Here is an 18105-nt window from a genome sequence, read left to right on the forward strand (position 1 = left end):
GATGATGGGAACACTGGACGACAAGGTCGTCATCATCACCGGCGGTGCGCGCGGCATGGGCGCCGCGCACGCGCGCCACTTCGTCGCCGAGGGCGCTCGGGTCGTGATCGGCGACCTCCTCGACGAGGACGGCAAGGCGCTCGCCGACGAGCTCGGTGAGCGAGCCGTCTTCGCGCACCTGGACGTCACCTCGCCGCAGGACTGGGACGCCGTCGTCGCGCTGGCGACCGCGACGTACGGGCGCCTCGACGGGCTGGTCAACAACGCCGGGGTGCTCGCGTTCCGGCCGATCGCCGACACCGACGTCGAGGAGTTCCGGCGCATCCTGGATATCAACCTCACCGGTGCCTGGCTGGGGATCAAGGCCGTCACCGACGTGCTGGCCCGGCAGGGCGGCTCGGTGGTGAACGTGTCCTCGATCAACGGGTTCGTCGGCTCGTCGGGCCTCAGCGCCTACACGGCCAGCAAGTTCGCGGTCCGCGGGCTCACCAAGGCGGCCGCCCAGGAGCTCGGAGCACAGGGCATCCGCGTCAACTCCATCCATCCCGGCGGCATCGCCACCCCGATGACCGGACGCTCGCCGGGGCAGAGCGACACCGACGGGGCGGAGGCCTTCGCCCGGGTGCCGATCCCGCGCTGGGGGCGGCCCGAGGAGGTCTCGCCGCTCGCGGCCTACCTGGTCTCCGACCTGTCCAGCTACTGCACCGGGAGCGAGTTCGTCGTCGACGGCGGAGCGCTCAGCGGCACGATCTTCTAATCGCTTCTCAGAGGAGAGAAATGGTCACCAGCACGATCGACACGATGGCGGCAGGGGTCGCCTCCGAGGTGGTCCGTCTCGACGGCACCTGCGAGCTCGACCGGGCCGCGATCGGCGGCAAGGCGTGGAGCGTGAACGCGATGCGGGCCCAGGGTCTGCCGGTGCCGCCGGCGGTCGCGCTGACCACCGGCTGCTGCGCCGAGTTCTACGCCGCCGGGGGAGTGGTGCCCGAGGAGGTGTGGCAGCAGGTACGCCGCGGCATCGCCTTCCTGGAGGAGGAGACGGGCCGCGGCTTCGGCGACGACCAGCACCCGCTGCTGGTCTCCGTGCGCAGCGGCGCCCCGGTCAGCATGCCCGGGATGATGGACACGGTGCTCAACCTCGGCCTCACCCCGGCCACCGCCGCCGGGCTCGCCGCGGAGAGCGGCGACGAAGCGTACGTCGCGGACACCCGCGAGCGGTTCGTGCGGCAGTACCGAGAGACGGTGCTGGACGACGAGCACGGGCTGGTGCCGGACGATCCGTGGGACCAGCTGCGCGCGGCCGTCGGCGCGGTCTTCGCCTCCTGGCAGTCACCGCGCGCCCTGACGTACCGGGGCTCGCGCGGCATCGCCGGCGACCTCGGCACGGCGGTCACGATCCAGGCGATGGTCTTCGGCAACCTCGACGATCGCTCCGGCACCGGGGTCCTGTTCACCCGCAACCCGAGCACCGGCGCCCGGGCGCCGTTCGGCGAGTGGCTCCCGCGCGGTCAGGGGGAGGACGTGGTCTCGGGCCGGGTCACCCCGCAGCCGCTGGCGGCGCTCGCCACCGAGCTGCCCGGCGCCCACGCCCTGCTGATGGATGCGGCGAGCGCCCTGGAGGAGGCGTCGCGCGACGTGCAGGACATCGAGTTCACGGTCGAGGCCGGCCGGCTGTGGCTGCTGCAGACCCGGGCCGCCAAGCGGTCCTCGGCCGCAGCGGTACGGATCGCGGTCGACCTGGTCGACGAGGGTCTGCTGACCGAGGCGGAGGCCGTCGGCCGGGTCACCCTCGAGCAGGTGCGCGGCGTCCTCGGCGCCGGCACCGGTGTCGGACAGGGCGAACCGCTGGCCACCGGCGAGGCCGCCTGCCCCGGCCTCGCCACCGGCATCGCGGTCACCGACCCCGACGAGGCCGAGGAGCGCGCCGACCGTGGCGAGGACGTCATCCTGGTGCGCTCGGCCACCTCGCCCGACGACCTCCACGGCATGCTCGCCGCCCGCGGCATCGTCACCGAGTACGGCGGAGCGACATCGCACGCGGCGGTCGTCAGCCGCGAGATCGCACGCCCCTGCGTCGTCGGCTGCGGCGAGGGGACCCTCGCGCTCTTGTCCGGCCGTGAGATCACTGTCGACGGGGCCACCGGCCAGGTCTGGGAGGGCCGGGTCGAGGCCACCGCCGCTGACCCCGCGGCCGACCCGACGCTGCGCCGGCTGACAGGCTGGGCCGAGGCGCTGCTCCCCGACGGCGAGCGCGCCCGCGTGGCCGGGCTGCCTGCCGCCGAGCGCGTCGTCGCCACCTTCGAGTCACTCGACCGATGAGCGGGCCCGCCGGCACCGTCGCCGTCGTCACCGGCGCCAGCCGCGGGGCGGGCGCGGGCATCGCGGCGGCGCTGGCTGCTGCCGGAGCGACGGTGTATGTCACCGGCCGCTCCGAGCGCGGTCTCGCCGCCACCGCCGAGGAGTGCGACCGCCGCGGTGGTCGCGGGATCCCGGTCGTCTGCGACCATGCCGACGACGACGCCGTCGCCGCGCTCTTCGACCGGGTCCGCCGCGAGCACGGGCGGCTCGACGTCCTGGTCAACAATGCGATCTCGCTGCCCGACGGGCTCACCGACGACCGGCCGTTCTGGGAGAAACCGCTCGACCACCAGCAGATGTTCGACGTCGGCCTGCGCTCGTCCTACGTCGCGGCCTGGCACGCTGCGCCGCTCCTCACCGTCCAGGGCGGGCTGGTCGCGCACACCTCGTCCTTCGGCGGTGGCTGCTACCTGCACGGCCCGGCGTACGGCGCGGTCAAGGCCGGCGTCGACAAGCTCGCCCACGACATGGCCGTGGACCTTGCGCCGCACGACGTGGTCGTGGTGTCGGTGTGGATGGGCATCCTGCGCACCGAACGGACCCTCGCGGGCCTCGCGCGGGACCCGGAGAGATACGGTGCGCTCGCCGCGCGCATGGAGTCGCCGGAGCTCACCGGCAGGGTGGTGGCGGGCCTGATGTCCCACCCCGACCGGATGCGATGGACCGGCCGGACCGTCGTCGGGGCCGAGCTCGCCCGAGAGCTCGGCGTCACCGACGTCGACGGCAGCAGCCCGCCCTCGCACCGGGAGGTGCTGGGCGGGCCGCTCGAGTTCAACCCCGCCGTCGTCCGGTAGGGCACCGCAGGGATTCCGGCAGGTCAGTGCGCCCGGCCCGCGACGGCCTCCTCGAGCCGGGTCCGGCCGCTGAGCTGGATCAGGTCCTCGTGCAGCTCGAACCACACGGTGTGATAGCTGTCGAGGATCGGCCGGGCCACCCACATCGTGGCGCCGGTGGCGATCTGGTCCTGGGCGTGCTGCAGGCGGGCGGCGTAGCGCGCGAGCCGCGGGGCGAGCCCGCCCAGCCGCTCCACCAGCGGAAGCACCCGGACGTGCAGCTCGGCCAGCCGCTCCAGCACCGACGCGTCGTAGGCGGCGTCGGTGTGGTCGTTCGGGGTGGTGGCGTCCTTCATCTGCCAGGCGGTGACGATGACCTTCAGATCGGCGTTGACCTCGCAGAACTCGTCGTACGCCGCGGCCAGCGCGGCTCCGTCGACGCCTGACCGGTCGGCATCGAGGAGGGCGGCGAGGTGTTCGCGGCCGGCCGCGGAGAGCCGGTACGCCGGGCCGACCGGGTCGCACAGCCCGCGCGACACCGCCTCCGCCAGCAGGGCATCGGCCTCCTCGGTGGACACCCCCAGCGGGGTGGCCACGTCGTCCCGCCGGACTCGGCCCTTCAGTTCGACGATGCGTAGCAGGTCCAGGTCGGACACAGCGCTCTCCTCTCGATCACGATCTTTCTCGGGCCACCTTCGCGCGGCGGCGGGCTGTGACCGACGTCGCTCCCGGTGAGCGGGACGTCCGCCGGAAACCGGGGTCCGGCAGGCGATCGTGAGACCCGCCTGGACGACGATCGACGACGACTGACGGAGGTGGCGGCATGAGCGTGGTGGGCGAGGAGCGCCGCAGCAGGTGGACCGAGCTGGCAGCCGTGGACAACGTACGCGACCTCGGCGGGCTGCCCGTCGAGGGTGGTGGCCGGACCCGGTTCGGGGTGGCGTTCCGGGCGAGCACCCCGCAGCAGGCCACTGCGGACGACGTCGCGCGGCTGGTGGACGGTCTCGGGATCCGTACGCTGCTGGACCTGCGGCTGCCCGACGAGGCGGCCCGCGAGGGCCACGGACTGCTCGGCGAGGCCGGGCTGCACGTGGTCAACCTGCCGGTCCGCAAAGGCGACTCGACGGTGCGTGACGTGGTCATGCCCGACACCCGCACCACGGACCTGGGTCTGCTCTACGAGCAGCTCCTCGCGGGCAGCGCGGCGTCGATCGTCGCCGCCGCCCGGAACGTCGCCGACCCCGACCGGCACGCGGTGGTCTTCCACTGCGCGGCCGGCAAGGACCGCACCGGCGTGCTGGCCGCGGTGCTGCTCGATGCGGTCGGGGTGACACCTGAGGCGATCGTCGAGGACTACGCCATGACCGCCGAGCGAGAGCACCGGGTCCGGGAGCGGCTCGTCCTGATCCCGGCCTACCGCAACCTTCCGCCCGTCGCCGAGGGCGTCATGGGCGTGAAGGCGGCCGCCATCAGGAGGTTCGTCGAGACCGTGCGCACCACCCACGGCGGGGCGGCCGAGTTCCTGGTCCGCCACGGGCTGGGCGCGGACGAGCTGGCCGCGCTCCGGGAAGCGCTGGTCACGCCCCCAACATCCGCAGCCGGCTGACCAGGGCCCGGGCATGATGTGCCCCGACCCGTACGTCACGCCACAGCCGCGCCACCGGGTCGTCGTTGTCGAGGGCGTGGCTGCGGACGCTGCCGAAGACCAGGCCGACCGCCTCGACGGAGCGCTCGATCGCGTAGAGCTGGTCGTCGAAGGGATTGCGTGCCTGCGCGTCCGGGTCGGTGTCGGTGGGCGTACGCAGCACCAGGTCGGCGGCGTCCAGCGAGGACGCCGCCCGGGCGACGCGTATGGGAGAGAGGTCGCGGGAGGTGACCTCCTCGCCGGCCTGGGTGAGCTCGACCCGCTGCCGCAGCTCGGTGAAGTGGATCTCGAGGGCGCCGCGGGCCGCGCCTGCGAGCGCCGTCGCGACGATCGCGCCCACGGGTGCCAGGGACGGCGCACGGTCGCCGATCCCCGCCCAGGCGTGCCGGGGGACGACCACGTCGCTCAGGTGCACGTCCTGGGCGCCCCACGCGGTGAGACCGACCGCGTCGACCGAGCCCTCCAGACGTGCCGCGGCGGTCTCCACCAGCACCAGACCGACCGGCCCCGGTTCGCCGTCGGCGCTGCGCCTGGCGGCGAGGACGAGCCAGCCGGCGTGGGCGGCCCCGGTGACCGCCGACCACCGGCCACGCACGACCAGGCCGTCCTCGTGCTCATGGACCGACCCCGCGGCCTCCAGAGAGAAGCCGACGAGCGGGTCGATGCCCATCTCGCCGCGCAGGTCCGTCCAGGCCTGATGAGGGAAGAGATCGAGAAGCCACGGGACCGCGGCCGCGTGTGCCGTCACCCAACCGGTCGAGCCGCATGCCCCGCCCACGAGCCCGACCACGTCGAGCAGGCGGTCGGCACGCTCGGTACGGTCGGCAGGCGCGCCGAGGGCGAAGACGCCGGAGTCGAGCAGGGCCGCGAGCACCTCGGTGGGGATGCGGCGCTCGGCCTCGGTGCGGGCGGCCTCCTCGCGGATGCGGGGAAGCACCTCGACGACGCGCTCGTGGACGGTGGACTCCATGAGCGGCATGGTAGTGCTGCCACCAGGACAGCATCGGGGCTGTCGCACTCGCCGGGACACGGCGGCGCGCGACGGTATGAAGGAGGAGGGGACAGATGATCGAACCAGCCACGGCCCCGGCATCGGACCGGGTGCTCGACGAGGTGCGGGAGATGCTCCCGCAGCTGTCCCGCAGCGCCGCCGAGGTCGAGCTGAACGGCTCTGTCGACGCGACAGTACTGAGGGCGCTCGACGACGCCGGGTTCTTCGGGCTGCTCCGCCCGGTGAGCCGTGGCGGGGTGGAGGCGGACCCGGTCGAGCTCTTCCGCGGCGTTCGTCTGCTGTCCCGGGCCTGCCTGGCGACCGGCTGGGTGGCGTCCATGTTCGGCTCCCACGAGTGGCATCTGGCGCTCTTCGACGATCGGGCCCAGGACGAGGTCCGCGCCGGCGGACCGGGGACCTATGTCGCCTCCTCCTACACCCCCGGTGGACAGCTCGTCCCGGTGCCGGGCGGCTACCGGCTCAGTGGCCGGTGGCGTACGTCCACGGGCATCGCGCACGCGTCCTGGGTGTTGCTCGGCAGCCTGCTGCTCGACGACGACGGCAGGCCGGTCGACTTCGTCAGCGCCCTGGTCCCGGCCGCCGACTACACCGTCGAGCAGACCTGGGACCCCACCGGCCTGCGTGGTGTCGGCGCCGACGGTCTCGCCGTCCAGGACACGTTCGTGCCGGCCTACCGCACCTTCGGCTCGACCGAGCGGACCCGGCAGCAGGACATCGCCACCGCCGCCACGCTGAGGCCGCTCTACCGGATGCCCTACGCCACCGTGCACACCCACGCCGTCGCGGCACCGTTGATCGGTGCCGCCGAGGGTGCCTACGACGCCCTGGTGGCCGACTGCCCGGAGGTGGCCGACGTGCCGGCCGTGGCTCGGGCCCAGACCGACGTACACGCCTCCTGGCTCCAGATGACCCGCAACCTCCGCACCCTGCACGAGCATGCTCGCACCAACGAGCCGCACGACAACGGCCTGGTGATCCGCGCGCGCCGCGACCAGGTCCTTGCCGCCGAGCGGTCGGTGCGGGCGATCGGCGTCTTCCTCGACGCCGCGGGGGAGGAGGCGCTCGACCGCCGCCACCCCCTGCAGCGGGTCTGGCGTGATGCCCAGGTGGCGATCACCAACGCGGCCAACGCCGTCGACGAGACGCTGTCGATCTACGGTCGCTGGGCCTACGGGATGGATATCGCCGACCGGTGGTGGTGATCGGTGGTGGTCGGTCGGGTGCCGTGTTCGGGGGTCGGCGTTCGCCGCCACCCGAACAGCTCGTGCGCCAACCGCCGGACCACCGGCGGCAGTGGGTCTGGTGCGGCGATCTGGGTTGGGCAGGGGCCGGGTTCTGTTGGAATGAACGAATTTTCGTTCACCGCGGACCGGCTACCTCCCGAGCAGAGACTGCCTCGCGGCCCAGACCAGCGCCGAGAACGAGTCCGCGGCAGACGGCGGAACTGGCAGCGAAACGCTAGACCCAGCCGTCGGCGGGCAGCGTCTGCAGCAGCCGCCCCAGGACGCCGTCGGTGCTCGGCCGCACCACCTCCGGGGTCATGTCGCGCCCGGCGAGGCGCTGGGTGATGTGCGCGGCGGCGCGCAGGACCAGCGGGCCGAGCCGCTGCAGCTTCTGCAGCGGGACCTGGCCACCCAGGGAGATCGCGCCGATCAGGCCCTCGTCCTGCACGGCGGCCCCCAGCGCGGAGACGCCCAGGACGAGCTCCTGGTTCTCGTAGGCGAGCCCGTGGTGGGTCCGGATCCGGCCGAGCTCCTGCTGGAGGCTGGCGAGGTCGCCGATCGTGTGCGGGCTGCGCTTGGCGACGCCGGCCGGGTAGAGCGCGTCCAACTCCTCGGCAGGCAGCCGGGCGAGCATGGCCTTGCCCATCGCCGTGGCGTGGGCGGGGACACGGCTGCCGACGGTGGTCGGTAGGCCGGTCGGGCCGCGGCCGGAGATGCGGTCGAGGACGAGGACGTCGTCACCGACCAGCACGCCGAGGTGGACGATCAGCCCGGTGTCGAGATGGAGCCGGTTGAGGACCGGCGCGGCGACCGCACGCAGCTCCGGGTGCTCGATGAGCGAGTGTCGCGCCGCGGAGGCACCCGCGGAGAGCGCGTAGCCGTCGGGGCGACGCTGGATCCAGCCGGTGACCAGCAGCTGGTCGAGGATCCGGTGGACCGTGGAGCGGGGGAGGCCGGTGCGCACGGCGATCTCGTCGAGCCGGAACCGGGCCCCGGGCTCGTCGAAGACCCTCATGATGAGCGCGATGCGGCCCACCATCGAGACCGGAGCATCCTTGCCCTCGGTGTCGGTGCGGGTTCTCTTGGCCTGTGTCACCACGGATCGGTCGCCTCCTCGGAACGCTCGATGATACGGCCTCTCAGCCCCACCGGTCGTTCCATCCCCACAGATCGGCGGCCTGCACCGGCCGTTGCGTACGCAGCCCGAACCGACCGCGGTGGAAGACCAGCGGGGGCACCTCCGTGCCGAGCTCGAGCCCGAGGACATGACACACCGCGATGTCGTGGTCCCCGGCGACGTGCACGTCGGTGACCGAGCAGTGCACCCGCAGCAGCGCTCCCGGAAGCGCCGGCGCGCCCCAGTCGGACAGCTCGTGGTCCAAGCCGTCGAACCGGGCCCCGGTGCGGGAGCCGAAGCGGCCGCAGACATCGATCTGGTCCTCGGCCAGCACGTTGACGCAGAGCGCTTCGGCCGAGCGGATCCGTCCCCAGGCACGCCCTTCACGGCCGGCGCAGAACATCACCAGCGGCGGTTCGAGGGAGACCGAGGCGAACGACTGGCAGGTGAAGCCGACCGGCTCGCCATCGGCGACCGCCGTCACCACTGTGACCCCGCTCGCGAACGCGCCCAGAGCGCGCCGCATCCCCTCCGGGGTCGGGTCGAGCAGCTCGACCGGCGGAGTCTCCGGGGTGGCGGGGAGCGCGAACTGGGTCATGTCTCGACGGTAGGTCCGGCCCCACGCGAGGGGCCTGCCTGTCCCGGTCAACGGGAACCCGCCGGGCGGTCCCGTTGACCGGGACCGAGCCCCGGGACGCCGCCCGGCCTCCCTACGTTCGAGGTCCCGCACCACCCGGAAGGAGGACCGGTGAACCAGCCTGTACGCAGCCCGGCCGGCGTCGCGCTCGATGAGGAGACCGCGCGCTTCCTGGCGCTCCTCGACGAGGGTTTCCCGCCCGTGCACACGATGGCCGCGGCCGATGCCCGAGCGGCGGTCGCCGCGCGGCGAGCCCCGCTCACGAACCCGGACGACGTCCGCTCGGCGACCGACGTCGACATCGAGACCGGCGATGGCCGGATCGGCGCCCGGGTCTACCGGCCTCATGGCCCTGAGGACGTACGCCGCCCGCTGATCGTCTTCCTGCACGGTGGCGGCTTCGTCTTCTGCGACGTCGAGAGCCACGACGGGTTCTGCCGCCAGCTCGCCCGCGAGGTCGACGCCGTCGTGGTGTCCGTCGACTACCGGCGCGCACCCGAGCACCGGGCTCCCACCGCCGCCGAGGACGCGTACGCCGCGCTGGTCTGGGCCGGCGAGCACCATGCTGAGCTCGGCACCGATCCGGCGCGCGTCGTGGTCGCAGGCGACAGTGCCGGCGGCAACCTCGCCGCGGTCGTCGCGCTGATGGCGCGCGACCGAAACGGCCCGGCGCTGGCCGGCCAGGCGCTCCTCTACCCGGTCATCGACCCGGCGTGCGACAGCCCGAGCTTCGAGACGTACGCAGAGGGTCACTTCAACACGGCGGCCGCGATGCGCTGGTACTGGGAGCAGTACCTGGGCCCCGGCCGCACCCTTCCCGAGCCGCCCGAGCTGGCGGCACCGAACCGCGCCAGCACCCTGGCCGGCCTGCCGCCGGCCGTCGTCGTGGTGGCCGGTGCGGACCCGCTGTGCTCGGAGGCAGAGGACTACGCCGCCCGGCTGGCCGCGGAGGGGGTGCCGGTCCTCGCCCGGACCTACCCCCGCCTGTTCCACGGCTTCCTGACCATCCTCGCGCTGCGGGCCGGGGCATCGGCCCGCGAGCTGCTCTACGCCGACCTGCGCGACCTGCTGACCGTGGAGGTCCCGGCATGACCGGCCCCGTCATCGACCTCACCGGCAAAGTCGCGCTGGTCTCCGGTGCGGCCGGAGGTCTGGGCGCGGCCGTCGCCGAGGCCTTCGCCGCGGCCGGCGCCCGTGTCGTCCTCGCCGACACCGATCACGCCGGCGCCACCCGCACGGCCGATCGGATCGCCGCTCGGAGCGCTGGGACCGCGGAGGCTGTCGAGCTCGACGTCCGCGACGCGACCGCCTGGGAGCGCGTGACGACCTCGATCCGTGAGCGGCACGGCAGCTGGGACGTACTCGTGAACAACGCCGGCGTCTACCGCAAGGGCCCGATCGCCGAGATGGCCGACGACGAGATCGACCTGGTCCTCGACGTCAACCTGCGGGGCACGGTGCTCGGCACCCGGGCCGCGGCACGGTCCATGGCCGACGGCGGTGCGATCGTCAACATCTCCTCGACCGCCGGCCTCGCCGGCCACCGCCACGCGCTCGTCTACTCCGCCACCAAGTTCGGTGTCCGCGGTGTCACCCGCTCCGCGGCGCTCGAGCTCGGCGAGCGCGGCATCCGGGTCAACGCGGTGTGCCCGGGGCCGATCGAGACCCCGATGATGCGCGCCGACCAGGTCGACTGGTCGGCGGTGCCCCTGTCCCGGGCGGCCGCACCCCGCGAGGTCGCCGCCCTCGTCACCTACCTCGCCAGCGACGCCGCCGCCTACTGCACCGGCGGCGACCACACCGTCGACGGCGGTCTGAGCGCATGACCCCAGGAGACCGAATGAACGCACCTACGGACACACCCCGCGACCTCCTGGTCGTGGGCGCCGGGCTCGCCGGCATCTACGCGATGTATCGCGCGCTGGAGAAGGGCCTCGACGTCATCGGGATCGAGGCAGGCGAGAGCGTCGGCGGCACCTGGTACTGGAACCGCTATCCGGGTGCCCGCTGCGACGTCGAGAGCGTCGACTACTCCTACTCCTTCGACCGGCAGCTCGAGAAGGACTGGAAGTGGACCGAGCGGTTCGCCGCCCAGCCGGAGATCCGCGCCTACCTCGACCACGTCGCCGACCGCTACGACCTGCGTCGCCACTTCCGCTTCGGCCGTCGCGTCACCACCGCCCGTTTCGACGAGCGCGCCTCGCTGTGGACGGTCACCCTCGACGACGGCGCCCAGCACCGGGCCCGGTTCCTGATGATGGCGACCGGCTGCCTCTCGGTCCCGGTCCGTCCTGACCTCCCCGGCATCGAGGAGTACGCCGGCACCCAGCTGTTCACCGCGCAGTGGCCGGAGGAGCCGGTCGACCTGACCGGCAAGCGGGTCGGCCTCATCGGCACCGGCTCGTCCGGGATCCAGGTCGCCCCGATCCTCGCCGAGCAGGCCCAGTCCCTGACCGTCTTCCAGCGCAGCGCCAACTACACGGTGCCCGCGCGGAACCGTCCGCTCACCGAGGAGGAGTGGCAGCAGGTCCAGGAGACCTACCCCGTACGCCGTGAGGCCTCCCGCTACGCTCCGGCCGGATCGCTGAGCACCACCCACGAGAAGAAGGCGACCGAGGTGGACGCCGCGGAGCGGCAGCGGGCCTTCGAGGCGCGCTGGCAGGAGGGTGGCGTGCTGTTCGCCAAGACCTTCCCGGACCAGAGCAGCGACATCGTCGCCAACGACTACGCCCGCGAGTTCGCCGAGGCGAAGATCCGCTCGATCGTCGAGGATCCCGAGATCGCCGAGGACCTGATCCCCACGGACCACCCGATCGGCACGAAGCGGATCGTCACCGACACCGGCTACTACGAGATGTACAACCGCGACGACGTCGAGCTGGTCAACCTGCGCAAGCACCCGATCGAGCAGGTCACCACGTGGGGCATCAAGACCGACGACGCGTCCTACGAGCTCGACGTGATCGTCTTCGCGACCGGGTTCGACGCGCTCACCGGCGCGCTCACCTCGATCGACCTGCACGGTGCCCGTGGTGCGATCCTCGCCGAGGAGTGGGAGCACGGCCCGCAGACCTACCTCGGCCTCGGCATCGCCGGGTTCCCCAACCTGATCACCCTCAACGGACCGGGCAGCCCCTCCGTGCTCGCCAACATGTCCACCCACACCGAGCAGCAGGTCGACTGGGGCATGGACCTCATCGAGTTCTGCCGGGCCAACGGCATCGATCAGGCCGAGCCGCGCCGCGACGCCGCCGAGAAGTGGACCGAGCACCTCGGCGAGGTCGCCGAGGGGACGCTGTTCACCCGCGCCACGTCCTGGTACATGGGCGCCAACATCGAAGGCAAGACCCGCACCTTCATGCCCTACATCGGTGGCTTCGGCACCTACCGCAGGCTGTGTGACCAGGCCCGCGACAACGGGTTCGAGGGCTACGTCCTGACCCGCCGTTCCTCCGGGGTGATGGTGTGAGCGCCCCGTCCTACGACGCCACCCGGCGTGAGCTCGCCACCGACGCCGGGCCGCTCGTCTACCACGAGTACGGTGACGGCCCGCCGCTCCTGCTGCTGCACGGCTCCGGCCCCGGCGTCACCGGCTGGCGAAACTTCCACCAGAACCTGCCGGCGCTGGGCGCCCACTTCCGGTGCCTGGTCCTCGAGCTCCCTGGCTTCGGGGTCAGCCACGACATCGACGAGTCGCCGTTCGCAGCGGCCGGTCCGGCCGTCGTCCGGTTCGTCGAGGCCCTCGGCCTCGGTCCGGTCCCGGTGATCGGCAACTCGATGGGCGGGGTGGTCGCGGCCCAGCTGGCGATCGCCCGCAGCGACCTGTTCACCCGGATCGTCACCGTCGGTGGGATCGGCACCACCGTCTTCGGTGCCGGTCCGGGCGAGGGCATCGTCCGGCTCACCGACTTCGTCGAGAACCCCACCCGTGAGGGCCTGGTGCAGTGGCTGCGGTCGATGGTCTTCGACCAGACGATGGTCACCGAAGAGCTGATCCAGCAGCGCTGGGACCTCGCCACCGAGCCGGAGACGCTCGCCTCAGCACGCCTGATGTACGGCCGCGAGGCCAACGCCGCACGGGCCGCGGCGGCCGCGGCCAGCGACCGGCCGCCCTACTGGGCGATGCTCCACAAGATCACCGCCCCGGTCCTGCTCACCTGGGGCCGCGACGACCGGGTGAGCCCGGTCGACATGGCGCTGGTGCCGATGCGCACCATCCCGCACGCGGAGCTCCACGTCCTGCCGCGGTGCGGCCACTGGGCGATGATCGAGCAGCAGGCCGCCTGGGAGGCGGCCGTGCTCGCCTTCCTCACCAGGCCCGACGTGCCCTCGACCTCCTCCACCCACAGCAACGCCACGATCGGAGCATCGGCATGACCACCCACGACCCGGCGCAGGTGCGCGCCCGCATCGACGAGCACGCCGACGAGCTCGCCGCCCTCGGCCCCGCCAACGAGGACCTCGGTCGTCTCGACGACCAGGCCGCCAAGGTGCTCAAGGAGTCCGGTGTCGTCCGGCTGCTGCAGCCGAAGACCCACGGCGGCTATGAGGCCCACCCGCGCGAGTTCGCCGAGACCGTCATGCGGCTCGCCCAGCTCGACGGCGCGACCGGCTGGGTCGCGGGCATCGTCGGGGTCCACCCCTGGGAGATGGCGATGGCCGACGAGCGGGTCCAGGAGGAGGTGTGGGAGAGCGACCCGGACACCTGGATCGCCTCGCCGTACGCCCCGATGGGCGTGCTCACCCCGGTCGAGGGCGGCTACACCCTGAAGGGGAGGTGGCAGTTCTCCTCGGGCACCGACCACTGCGACTGGATCTTCCTCGGCGCGATGATGGGCGACGCCGACGGCAAGCCGGCCCAGCCGGTGACCCAGGTGCACGTGATCCTGCCGCGCGCCGACTACACGATCGTGCCGGACTCCTGGGACGTCGTCGGCCTGCGGGGCACGGGCAGCAAGGACATCGTCGTCGAGGACGCCTTCATCCCGGCGTACCGCACGCTCCTCTACAACGACGTCGCCGACGGCACCGCCGCGACCCGCGCGGGCCTCGCCGAGACCGGCTACCGGGTGCCGTTCTCCTGCGTCTTCCCGCTCGGCATCACCTCCGCCGTCATCGGCATCTGCGAGGGCGCCCTCGCGCACCACGCCGCGTGGCAGGCCTCGCGCACCACGGTCTCGGGCACCGCCAGCAAGGACGACCCGTACGCGCTCTACGCCCTGAGCGAGGCGGCCGCCGACATCGCCGCCTCCCGGGCCGCCCTGCTCGACAACATCACCCGGATGTACGACGCGGTCGGCCGTGGTCATGTCCCGACCTTCGCCGAGCGGGCGGCGGGCCGGCGCACCCAGGTCCAGGCGGCCTGGCGCGCGGTCCGTGCCCTCGACGAGGTCGTCGCCCGCTCCGGCGGCAACGCGATGCGGCTGGACAACCCGATCCAGCGGTTCTGGCGCGACGCCCACACCGGCCTGGCGCACGCGATCCACGTGCCCGGTCCGACCTTCCACGCGGCGGGTCTCGGCGACCTCGGCCTCGAGCCGCCGGCCGGGCCGCTGCGCTCGATGATCTGACGCCCATCCACCCTCACGACAGGAGCACCCCATGACTCACCTGCGCGGTCTCGGCTACCTACGGGTCCAGGCCACCGACCTGGCCCGCTGGCGCGAGCTGGCCATCGACGCCCTCGGCTTCGCCGAGGGCAGCGGGCCCGATCCCGACGGCCTCTACCTGCGGATGGACGAGCGCCAGGCACGCCTCATCGTCCTGCCCGGCGAGACCGACCGGGTCCAGGCGGTGGGCTGGGAGGTCCGTGACGCCGCTGCCCTGGCCCGGGTCGTCGTCGATGTCGAGGCGTCGGGCCGTGGCGTGAAGGCGCTGACCGCCGAGGAGTGCGCCGAGCGCGGCGTCGAGCGCGCGGTCTCGTTCGAGGATCCGGCGGGCACCGTGCTCGAGGTCTTCTGCGGCCCCGTCCTCGACCACAGTCCTGTCGTCACGAAGTGGGCGCAGCGGTTCCACACCGGCGCGGAGGGGATGGGCCACGTCGTCCTCCCGACGACCGCACCGGAGGAGACGACCGCGTTCTACACCGACGTGCTGGGCTTCCTGGCCCGCGGCTCGATGCGGGTGCCCGGTGACCGCCGGATCCAGTTCCTCGGCATCAACCGCCGCCACCACAGCCTGGCCATCTGCCCGGCACCGCACGACGAGGCGCCCGGCATGGTGCACCTGATGGTCGAGGTCGACGAGCTCGACGCCGTCGGCCGGGCGCTCGACGAGGTCAACAGGCGCGGGTTCTCGATCTCCTCGACGCTGGGCCGCCACACCAACGACAAGATGATCTCCTTCTACGTCCGGGCTCCCGGCGGCTGGGACATCGAGTACGGCTGGGACGGCATGCTCGTCGACGAGACCTCCTACACCGCCGAGGAGATCACCGCCGACAGCTACTGGGGCCACGACTGGTCCGGCTCCGAGCCGCTCGCCGCGTTCGTCCCCCGATGAGCGGCGGCGAAGCCGCTGCCGACGTTCTGGTCGTCGGCCTGGGATGTGCCGGCGCGTCCGCCGCTCTCGAGGCGGCGCGCGCCGGCGCCTCCGTGGTAGCGCTCGACCGGGCCGCACCCGGCGGCTCGTCCGCGGTGTCCGGCGGCGAGCTCTATCTCGGCGGCGGCACGGCGCTGCAGCGCGCCTGCGGCTTCGAGGACGACCCCGACCAGATGTACGCCTACCTCCACGAGGCGCTCGGCCCGCACCCCGACGCGGAGAAGCTCCGGCTCTACTGCGACGGCAGCGTCGAGCACTACGACTGGTTCTGCTCCCTCGGGATCGCTTTCGAGCCGAGCCTGTACGAGGGCGTCTCCTGGATGCCGCCGACCAGTGACGGCCTGATGTGGCTCGGTGAGAACGCCTGGCCGTTCACCCGGATCGCTCGGCCGGCCCCGCGGGGCCACCGGCCCGCGACCGACGGCTTCGGCGGCTGGGTGCTGATGGACAGGCTGATCGAAGCGGTCCGCGATGCCGGGGTCGACATCCGTCCCGACACCCGGGTCACCGATCTGCTCCGGGACGACGAGGGCCGGGTGAGCGGCGTCCGCGCCCGCTGCTTCGGCGAGGACATCACCTACCGTGCCCGTCGTGGGGTCGTCCTCGCGACCGGTGGCTTCGCCGACGACGCCGCCATGGTGGCCGACCACGCCCCGGTGCTGATCGGGCACGCGGTGGTCAGCGACGGGCTCGACGACGGCAGCGGCATCCGGCTCGGGGTCGCAGCCGGTGGCAGCGTACGCCGGATGGGGGCGACGCAGATCGCGTTGTCCGTCGTCCCGGCGCTCGCCTGCCGTGGCGTGCTCGTCGACGGTCTCGGCCAGCGGTTCATCAACGAGGACGTCTATCCGGGCCGGTTCAGCCAGGCCGCCGTCCGCGACCGCCCCGGCCCCTGGTTCACCATCGTCGACGAGACGGCCTGGGAGGACGTCCCCGAGCGCGAGCGCTGGGGCGTGCAGCCGGCCGTCGTCGCCGAGACCCTGGCCGAGGTCGAGGCCGAGCTCGGCCTCCCGCCCGGCTCGCTCGAGGACACCGTCGCCCGCTACAACCGCGACGCGGCCGCCGGTGAGGACACCCGTTTCCACAAGGACCCACGGTGGCTGCGCCCCCTGACCAGCCCGTACGCCGCGGTCGACGCCCGCCGCGGGTTCGACCCCGACGGCAGCGGGCCGCGGAGTGGCACCGGCGTCTCCGGGTTCACCCTGGGCGGCCTGCGAACCTCGGTCGACGGCGAGGTCCTCGACGGGTCGGGCCGCCCGGTCCCCGGTCTCTACGCGGCCGGCCGGGTCACGTCGGGCATCCACGGAGAGGGGTACGTGAGCGGTACGTCGCTGGGGGACGGCACCTTCTTCGGGCGCCGCGCGGGCCGCGCCGCGGCAGAGCAACGCCGAGTCCCCTGAAGAACCGCTCGGAGGCGGAGCGCCGGGTGCGCTCCGCCTCCGAGGTGGTGCTGTCAGCCGGCGCTGTCGATGCGGGCGAGGTCGCGACCACGGGTCTCGCCCAGGCGCACCAGAGCGACCACCGTCACCAGTGCGGATCCGGCGACGATCGCGGTGAGCGGCAGGCTCGACCCGCCGGTGCCGGCCACCAGGCTGCTCGCGACGAGGGGCGTGAGACCCCCACCCACCAGCGCCGCGAGCTGATAGCCCAGGGAGACCCCGGTGTAGCGCACCTCGGTGCCGAACATCTCCGAGAGCATCGGCGCCAGCGGGGCGTACATCGCGTTCTGCGCCACCTGGGCGACCATCATGCCGATCGTCAGCAGCAGCACCGACCCGCTGTCCACCATGGCGTACAGCGGCCAGGCGAACACGATCGCCCCGGCCGCGCCGGCGAGGATCATCCGGCGTCGCCCGACCCGGTCGGAGAGTGCGGAGAAGGCCGGGATGCAGACGAGCGAGACGGCGACGGTGAACAGCAGCGCGTTCATCACGTCCGGCACGGCATACCCGCGCCCGGCGGCGTACGCGATCAGGTGCGAGCTGGTCAGGGCGGTGAGCGCGAACGGCCCGATACCCGCGGCGCAGGCCAGGAGGAGAGGACCGGGCGTGGCGAGCAGCTGCAGGACCGGCACCTTCGGCCGGGAGCCCGCACGTGCCTCGGCCCGCTCGACCGCCTCCTTGAAGACCGGGCTCTCGGTCACGTTGAGGCGCACGTAGAGGCCGATGACGAGGAGCACGGCGCTCGCCAGGAACGGCAGGCGCCAGCCCCACGACATGAACTCCTCCGAGCCCAGCCGGCTCACCAGCGCGACCGCGGCGGTCGAGAGCAGGAACCCGATCGGGGAGCCGAGCTGCATGATCGCGGCCCAGGTGCCTCGACGGTCGGGCTCGGCGTGCTCGATCACCATGAGCGCTGCGCCACCCCACTCGCCTCCCACGGCGATGCCCTGCACCACCCGCAGCAGCACCAGGAGGAGAGGAGCGGCGACGCCGATCGTGGCGTACGTCGGGATCACCCCGATCAGGAAGCTCGCGATGCCCATCAGGGTCATGGTCAGGATCAGCATCGCCTTGCGGCCCAGGCGGTCGCCGAAGTGGCCGAAGATCAGACCGCCGAGCGGACGAGCGATGTAGCCGGCAGCGAGAGTGCCGAAGGCGGCGATGGTGCCGACCGCGGGGCTCGCATCGGGAAAGAACACGCCACCGAAGACGAGGGCCGCCATGGTGCTGTAGAGGAGGAAGTCGTAGTACTCGATGGTGGTGCCGAGCAGGCTGGAGAACGCCACTCGACGCAGGAGGCGACGGTCTACCGCCGGCACCGCTGAGGTCGAAGTTGTCATGCAGGTCACACTGCTCGC

The 18105-nt window shown here is 72.8% G+C and carries 17 protein-coding genes; 12 read left to right on the forward strand and 5 right to left on the reverse strand.

Annotation, left to right across the window (positions count from 1 at the left end):
* The first annotated feature begins 4 nt into the window (after positions 1 to 4).
* The 3 genes from WBG06_RS12755 to WBG06_RS12765 are packed head-to-tail and all read left to right on the forward strand — an operon-like array spanning position 5 to position 3152.
* On the forward strand, positions 5 to 757 hold the full coding sequence (locus tag WBG06_RS12755; RefSeq protein ID WP_336737148.1) for a glucose 1-dehydrogenase: 753 nt from the start codon (positions 5 to 7) through the stop codon (positions 755 to 757).
* A gap of 20 nt (positions 758 to 777) precedes the next feature.
* Entirely contained in the window at positions 778 to 2319 is a 1542-nt protein-coding gene (locus WBG06_RS12760) for a pyruvate, phosphate dikinase (RefSeq protein ID WP_336737149.1), read from the forward strand.
* The gene (locus WBG06_RS12765; RefSeq protein ID WP_336737151.1) at positions 2316 to 3152 is read left to right on the forward strand and encodes an SDR family NAD(P)-dependent oxidoreductase; all 837 of its coding nucleotides are present in this window, start codon (positions 2316 to 2318) and stop codon (positions 3150 to 3152) included. Before WBG06_RS12760 ends, WBG06_RS12765 begins: the two co-directional genes overlap by 4 nt.
* Positions 3153 to 3175: 23 nt before the next feature.
* Here the strand turns inward: WBG06_RS12765 and WBG06_RS12770 are convergent, their stop codons facing one another.
* Complete coding sequence (locus tag WBG06_RS12770) at positions 3176 to 3787, reverse strand: hypothetical protein (protein WP_336737152.1); 612 nt, start codon at positions 3785 to 3787, stop codon at positions 3176 to 3178.
* 167 nt (positions 3788 to 3954) lie between these two features.
* Here WBG06_RS12770 and WBG06_RS12775 point away from each other — a divergent pair, with 167 nt between their 5' ends.
* On the forward strand, positions 3955 to 4737 hold the full coding sequence (locus tag WBG06_RS12775; protein WP_336737153.1) for a tyrosine-protein phosphatase: 783 nt from the start codon (positions 3955 to 3957) through the stop codon (positions 4735 to 4737).
* Here WBG06_RS12775 and WBG06_RS12780 read toward each other — a convergent pair.
* The gene (locus WBG06_RS12780; protein WP_336737154.1) at positions 4709 to 5746 is read right to left on the reverse strand and encodes a hypothetical protein; all 1038 of its coding nucleotides are present in this window, start codon (positions 5744 to 5746) and stop codon (positions 4709 to 4711) included. The two genes, WBG06_RS12775 and WBG06_RS12780, sit on opposite strands and share 29 nt — an antisense overlap.
* A 95-nt stretch (positions 5747 to 5841) precedes the next feature.
* On the opposite strand from WBG06_RS12780, the gene WBG06_RS12785 reads away from it, so the two are divergent.
* Positions 5842 to 6990, forward strand: coding sequence for an acyl-CoA dehydrogenase family protein (locus WBG06_RS12785; protein WP_336737155.1), 1149 nt, complete (start codon positions 5842 to 5844; stop codon positions 6988 to 6990).
* A gap of 256 nt (positions 6991 to 7246) precedes the next feature.
* Here the strand turns inward: WBG06_RS12785 and WBG06_RS12790 are convergent, their stop codons facing one another.
* Entirely contained in the window at positions 7247 to 8107 is an 861-nt protein-coding gene (locus tag WBG06_RS12790; protein ID WP_336737156.1) for an IclR family transcriptional regulator, read from the reverse strand.
* 43 nt (positions 8108 to 8150) lie between these two features.
* Positions 8151 to 8726 carry a flavin reductase family protein gene (locus WBG06_RS12795; protein WP_336737157.1) on the reverse strand — a complete coding sequence of 192 codons (576 nt, stop codon included), beginning with the start codon at positions 8724 to 8726 and terminating at the stop codon, positions 8151 to 8153.
* Between the two features lie 150 nt (positions 8727 to 8876).
* Between WBG06_RS12795 and WBG06_RS12800 the strand changes: the two genes are divergently transcribed.
* Genes WBG06_RS12800 through WBG06_RS12830 form a run of 7 tightly spaced genes read left to right on the forward strand, consistent with a single transcriptional unit; the run spans position 8877 to position 16705 of the window.
* Positions 8877 to 9857, forward strand: a complete 981-nt coding sequence (locus WBG06_RS12800) for an alpha/beta hydrolase (RefSeq protein WP_336737158.1) — start codon at positions 8877 to 8879, stop codon at positions 9855 to 9857.
* Positions 9854 to 10591 (forward strand): SDR family NAD(P)-dependent oxidoreductase, encoded by a 738-nt coding sequence (locus tag WBG06_RS12805; protein WP_336737159.1) that lies wholly within the window; start codon positions 9854 to 9856, stop codon positions 10589 to 10591. The genes WBG06_RS12800 and WBG06_RS12805 overlap by 4 nt, the downstream gene beginning before the upstream one ends.
* 14 nt (positions 10592 to 10605) lie before the next feature.
* On the forward strand, positions 10606 to 12234 hold the full coding sequence (locus WBG06_RS12810) for a flavin-containing monooxygenase (protein WP_336737160.1): 1629 nt from the start codon (positions 10606 to 10608) through the stop codon (positions 12232 to 12234).
* On the forward strand, positions 12231 to 13142 hold the full coding sequence (locus WBG06_RS12815) for an alpha/beta fold hydrolase (RefSeq protein ID WP_336737161.1): 912 nt from the start codon (positions 12231 to 12233) through the stop codon (positions 13140 to 13142). The genes WBG06_RS12810 and WBG06_RS12815 overlap by 4 nt, the downstream gene beginning before the upstream one ends.
* A complete protein-coding gene (locus WBG06_RS12820) occupies positions 13139 to 14335 on the forward strand; it encodes an acyl-CoA dehydrogenase family protein (RefSeq protein ID WP_336737162.1) in 1197 nt (398 codons plus the stop codon). Before WBG06_RS12815 ends, WBG06_RS12820 begins: the two co-directional genes overlap by 4 nt.
* A gap of 31 nt (positions 14336 to 14366) precedes the next feature.
* Positions 14367 to 15266: a VOC family protein gene (locus WBG06_RS12825; protein ID WP_336737164.1), complete on the forward strand. Its 900-nt coding sequence runs from the start codon at positions 14367 to 14369 to the stop codon at positions 15264 to 15266.
* Positions 15263 to 16705, forward strand: a complete 1443-nt coding sequence (locus tag WBG06_RS12830; protein ID WP_336737166.1) for an FAD-dependent oxidoreductase — start codon at positions 15263 to 15265, stop codon at positions 16703 to 16705. The genes WBG06_RS12825 and WBG06_RS12830 overlap by 4 nt, the downstream gene beginning before the upstream one ends.
* Before the next feature lie 53 nt (positions 16706 to 16758).
* Here WBG06_RS12830 and WBG06_RS12835 read toward each other — a convergent pair whose 3' ends face one another.
* Complete coding sequence (locus WBG06_RS12835) at positions 16759 to 18087, reverse strand: MFS transporter (protein ID WP_336737167.1); 1329 nt, start codon at positions 18085 to 18087, stop codon at positions 16759 to 16761.
* Between the last annotated feature and the right edge of the window lie 18 nt (positions 18088 to 18105).

The sequence above is a fragment of the Nocardioides sp. CCNWLW239 genome (genome assembly GCF_037137035.1).
GTDB lineage: Bacteria > Actinomycetota > Actinomycetes > Propionibacteriales > Nocardioidaceae > Nocardioides.